The organism is Clostridium sp. (assembly GCF_016650095.1).
Classification (GTDB): Bacteria; Bacillota; Clostridia; order Clostridiales; family Clostridiaceae; genus Clostridium_AD.
In genome coordinates this window covers 1-4,987 of the sequence record NZ_JAENWL010000280.1, presented here as the reverse complement: position 1 = coordinate 4,987, position 4,987 = coordinate 1, and the positions used below count along the sequence as shown (strand labels likewise).

Below are 4,987 nucleotides of genomic sequence, written 5' to 3'. Positions count from 1 at the left end.
GTAACTTTTTCTACATATACTAAACAATCGACGGCTAGAGATAAACTTGAAAAACTACAAAAGGTAGCAGTATCAAACGTGAATGATCTGTATAAAATTCTAGAATATACTGTAAGAAACAATGTCCACTTTTACAGAATAACTTCTGCTTTAATCCCATTAGCAACTCATCCTGAAGTTACAGACTGGGAATTTAGAAGAATTTTAAAAATGGATTTTGATTGGCTTGGAAATTTCATTAATAATAATAATTTAAGGGTAGATACTCATCCTGATGAATCTAATGTTATAAACAGTTCTAAGGAAGAGGTAATAAAATCTACTGCAAAAAATCTTCAGTTCCACGCAAATCTTTTTCAAGATCTTAACTATCCCCTAGGAAAAATGGTATTGCACATAGGTGGTAAAGAGGGTGGAAAAGCTGCTGCAACAGAAAGATTCTTTAAGAATTTCAATAACTTACCAAAAGAAATAACACAATTGTTAGTATTTGAAAATGATGATAAAAGCTTTACTACAAAAGAAGTATTAAACATATGCAAAGAAATAAATGCACCTATGGTATTAGATGTACACCACCACAACTGCAACAACGGTGGCGATGAACTAGAACCTATGTTAAAAGATATATTTTCCACTTGGGAAGGTCAACCTCTACCAGCAAAAGTACATTTTTCTAGCCCTAAAACTGGTGAAAAAGATAAAAAACATGCTGATAATATTGATGCAGCATCCTTCATTGAGTTTATAGAAAAATGTATTCCTTTAGGAATGGATTTAGATGTACTTTTCGAAGCAAAACAAGCGGATTTAGCTTTCCATCAGCTTTTAGCTGATGTAAAAGTTTTTAAACCTGAGTGGACTTGGCTTGATAATAGCACTATAGAATTTCAATAGAATAGTTTTATAAACAAAGACAAGACTTCAATATTATAATATTGAAGTCTTGTCTTTGTTTATAATAATTTTAATCTTTACTAAAACCCAATAGCCTTTCTGAACATATAATATAAAAGAGGCAGGAAAATAGCTGGAAGCATGTTTCCAACTTTTATTCTTTTAATATCAAGCATATTTGCACCAATTGCTACAATTAGTAATCCCCCGACAGCCGACATATCATTCACTACAGAAGCTATTAAAAATTGTTTCATAAGAGAAGCTGTTAGAGTTATTATACCTTGATATACAAAAACTGATATAGCGGAAAAACATACTCCAATACCCATAGAAGATGAAAAAATAATTGCAAATATACCATCTAGTAAAGATTTGGCATACAATATACTATAATTCTTAGAAAGACCACTCTCAAGTGATCCCATTATAGACATTGCGCCAACACAAAACACCAAACTAGCTGTTACAAATCCATTTGCCACTCCATTTCGGCTTGAAACTTTACTCTCTAACCACGCTCCAACATTTTCTATTCCTTTTTCAATTTTTATCATTTCACCAATTAGGCTTCCTAATGTAAGGCTAATAATTAGTATCAATATATTATTTACCTGAAGTGCACCCTTTAATCCAATAATGATTACACATAGTCCTAGAGCTTTCATAATTGTCTCGTTATATGTATTAGAAATTTTATTTTTAAGTAACGAGCCTATAATTCCGCCAACTAATATTGATAACGAGTTAACAATTGTACCAAACATAATTACTCTCCCCCTTTCTTCCCAGAACTTTATAACAATTATAAACTTAAAGGTTAATCTTTTCCACTAAAAAACTTCAAACTATAATGATTATTATGTTATTAAAATAATAATGTCTATTAAACAAAATAAATGTTTACATTTAATATTTTTAGTGCTATACTTTATTTAATATTTTAAATTCGTTGAACAGGAAGAGTAATTAAAGCCATGCAATTTCAGAGAGCTGAGGATAGTGTAATCTCAGTATTGATAACTTTAGTGAATGGACCTGCTAGAAGTAACCCGAAATCATATTTTGAGAGTAGTAGTTACCGGATGCCCACTGTTGAAAGGGCTAGAGCATTTTAGTGCTCGAATTATAAAATATGCTTAGTTTTGTTAGCATAATTTAGGTGGTACAGCGAATATCTTTCGCCCTAATATAGGGTGGAAGTTTTTTTTATTTTAAATAATAAAATAAAGGTGGTGGTTAATGTGATGTGCTGAAAGATACTTGCTTTTAAGATAATATTAAAACCAATAAATCTAATTTATTTTAAAAAGGAGCTGCTTTTTATGAAAACAAATAAAATAATAATAACTTCTCTGTTACTTGCAATAGGTCTTATATTGCATCAAATTACACCCGGTATATTTTTAGGAATGAAACCAGATTTCTTATTGATATTTATGATTTTATCTATCATACTCACTAAAAACTTTAAAATCGCTATTGTTACTGGTATAGTTGCAGGTATTTTAGCTGCCCTAAGTACTACTTTTCCAGGTGGTCAACTCCCAAGCATTATAGATAAAACAATAACTTCAATCATAGTATATGGTATATATAAAAATTTGAATTCTGATTCTCCAATTAAATTAGCAAGTATTTATTTTCTTGGAACTATAATAAGTGGAAGCATTTTTCTAGGTTCAGCTCTTATTCTATTTGGTTTACCTGCACCTTTTTTAGTACTTTTCGTGTCCATAGTTCTTCCCACTTCAGTGTTTAATTCGTTTGTCGGATACTCTCTACAAAAAATTATTGTAATTAACCCAATCCTTAAAAGCAAATTCATAAATTAAATTTAATTTATGCAAAAATAAAGAATCAAGCTCAAGTTGAGCTTGATTCTTTATTTTTCGAAATATCAGTGTTCTATTTAACCTTAAAAATATACAATATATTTTATTCTTGTTCAGGATAGTATTCTTTAAAAGCGTCATTATAACCTTCTGGTTTTTTGAATTCCTGAACTTCACTTATAAAAGTTTTCTTTTTTCCACTTCCTTCTTCTACGATTTGCTTTTCTCTAGTTATTTTTCTATTGTTATCATTCTCCAAAATAACACCTCCTCTTTATTTTTATGGTACAAAACATTTATTGCATCGCTTAACTTATAGTATTAGCAAAAATAAATAATATATATATTTATTAAGAAATTAATTTAAATATATTTATCAACAATGTATTTAACATTTATTAACAGTTTTATTTTTAATAAACGAATGTGGTTATTAATGCAAGTTTTTTACATAGATTAATTTGTCGATTTATGTTACAATAATGACATTACATTGCCAAATCTCCTAAATGGAGAACGGGGGACTTCCTTATGGGGTGAATCTCTTATTTAGAGTAGGGTACCTTTAACCCGAATCCATCAACTAACCTCGTAGGCTTTTGAAGGAGGACTCGTTATTATTAAATTAAATTTAAAAAGTGCTTTATTAGCGTTAACCTTAACTTTAGTTAGTAGCAGCTCTGTATATGCTGCTTCATATAAAGTTAAACCAGGAGATACATTAGGTGAAATCGGTAACGTTTATAATACAACTGCAAATGTCTTAATTAAAAATAATGGACTATCAAACAGTACTATATATTCCGGGCAAGTACTTGATGTTCCAAATAAAACTTATACAGTAGTTAGTGGAGATTCCTTATATTTCATTGCAAAAAGATATAGTTTACCTTTGATTGAAATAAGAAATGAAAATAATAAGTGGAATGATACTATTTACCCTGGAGATACCTTTAAAATTCCAACTAATTCAGGTAGTGAAGAAACTCCACCACAAACAGCTCTTAAAAGTGGACAAGCTCAGCCACAGAATACTTCTAAAGTTATTAAGTATTCCAATACTGACGTGAAATTATTGGCTAGACTAATAACTGCTGAGGCATCTGGCGAGAGTTACGACGCAATGCTTTCTGTAGGTGCTGTAGTAGTAAATAGAGTTCAAAGTTCACAGTATCCGAATAATATCAGTTCAGTTATTAATGAGAAAAGCAACGGTCACTACCAATTCACTCCAGTAATGAATGGTATGATTAAAAAGGTCGCATCTAATACTGCTACTAATGCAGCATATGAAGCACTAAAAGGAACAGACCCCACTAATGGAGCCTTGTACTTTTATGATAACACTGTAACAAATACATGGTTAACTTCTAAGAAGGTAGCTGCTACTCAAGGCAAACTAATCTTTGCTTATTAATAAAAAATGATGATATAAAAAACAAACTCCCACGATTTCGTGGGAGTTTGTTTTTTTGTATCATCATTATAATTTTTTAACATAGGTATTAAAGGTGTAAAATATGTCCTCTTTAAATTTCCGTTTTTCACTAGTTGAGGATTTATCCCATAAAGTACATTTATCTAAATTTACTAATTTTTTATCATGTTCATACTCTTTATATATTTTAGTTATATATGCCTTATGGCAATGAGTAATCAATTGAAAATAAATAGATTCACCGCCTATAATAAATATATCTTCTTCATTATACTTTTTTAATTCTTTAAAAAGTTCCTCTAATGAATAACATAGAATGGCACCTTCACAGTTATAGTTTTTATTTTTGGTAAGCACAATATTAATTCTTTGTTCTAATGGCTTCTTATTAGGGAAAGATTCAAGTGTATTTCTTCCCATTACAATAACTTTTCCTAGGGTTTTTTCTTTAAAGTACTTCATATCTTCCGGTATCTTTTCTAATAAATCACACTTGTTCCCAATCCCCCAGTTTAAATCGACTGCCGCTATTAAATTCATATAGTCCTCCTCAGTTTAAAATTCTAGAATATTTTTTTAAAAAAATAAAATGACCAATCATAAACACTAAATAGTGTTTATACAATTGCTCATTACATTTTTTAGACTATTAGTCTCTCAAAATTAAACAGAGAAGTAGGTAACGAGTAATTACAATAGAATTTTTGAAGAATAAATTAATATTCTTCTAGTACAGAAATCGAAATCTCTGCATCTACTCCCTAGAAAGGAGGTGATCCAGCCGCAGGTTCTCCTACGGCTACCTTGTTACGACTTC

6 protein-coding genes, 1 rRNA gene, 1 riboswitch and 1 other annotated feature are annotated in these 4,987 nt (G+C 30.0%); of the genes, 3 read left to right on the top strand and 4 right to left on the bottom strand.

The annotated features are described in order from the left end of the window. Nucleotides 1-897 (top strand): UV DNA damage repair endonuclease UvsE (gene uvsE / locus JJE11_RS14455; RefSeq protein WP_291636849.1); only part of this gene is annotated, 897 nt, incomplete at its 5' end. An 80-nt stretch (nucleotides 898-977) separates the two neighbouring features. Here the strand turns inward: uvsE and JJE11_RS14450 are convergent. Next, nucleotides 978-1,664 carry a DUF554 domain-containing protein gene (locus JJE11_RS14450; protein ID WP_291636848.1) on the bottom strand — a complete coding sequence of 229 codons (687 nt, stop codon included), beginning with the start codon at nucleotides 1,662-1,664 and terminating at the stop codon, nucleotides 978-980. A gap of 176 nt (nucleotides 1,665-1,840) precedes the next feature. After that, nucleotides 1,841-2,089: a binding site (T-box leader), on the top strand. Between the two features lie 133 nt (nucleotides 2,090-2,222). Between JJE11_RS14450 and JJE11_RS14445 the strand changes: the two genes are divergently transcribed. Continuing rightward, entirely contained in the window at nucleotides 2,223-2,732 is a 510-nt protein-coding gene (locus tag JJE11_RS14445) for a tryptophan transporter (RefSeq protein ID WP_291636847.1), read from the top strand. Nucleotides 2,733-2,835: 103 nt separating this feature from the next. On the opposite strand, the gene JJE11_RS14440 is transcribed toward JJE11_RS14445, so the two are convergent. Further along, complete coding sequence (locus tag JJE11_RS14440; protein WP_291636846.1) at nucleotides 2,836-2,991, bottom strand: hypothetical protein; 156 nt, start codon at nucleotides 2,989-2,991, stop codon at nucleotides 2,836-2,838. A gap of 225 nt (nucleotides 2,992-3,216) precedes the next feature. Further along, nucleotides 3,217-3,345: riboswitch (cyclic di-AMP (ydaO/yuaA leader) on the top strand. Between the two features lie 3 nt (nucleotides 3,346-3,348). On the opposite strand from JJE11_RS14440, the gene JJE11_RS14435 reads away from it, so the two are divergent. Continuing rightward, nucleotides 3,349-4,149 carry a cell wall hydrolase gene (locus JJE11_RS14435; protein ID WP_366927938.1) on the top strand — a complete coding sequence of 267 codons (801 nt, stop codon included), beginning with the start codon at nucleotides 3,349-3,351 and terminating at the stop codon, nucleotides 4,147-4,149. A 66-nt stretch (nucleotides 4,150-4,215) separates the two neighbouring features. On the opposite strand, the gene JJE11_RS14430 is transcribed toward JJE11_RS14435, so the two are convergent. Together JJE11_RS14430 and JJE11_RS14425 are read right to left on the bottom strand one after the other, a co-directional pair. Further along, on the bottom strand, nucleotides 4,216-4,710 hold the full coding sequence (locus JJE11_RS14430) for a dihydrofolate reductase (protein WP_291636845.1): 495 nt from the start codon (nucleotides 4,708-4,710) through the stop codon (nucleotides 4,216-4,218). A 225-nt stretch (nucleotides 4,711-4,935) separates the two neighbouring features. After that, nucleotides 4,936-4,987, bottom strand: a 16S ribosomal RNA gene (locus JJE11_RS14425); the annotation flags it as partial.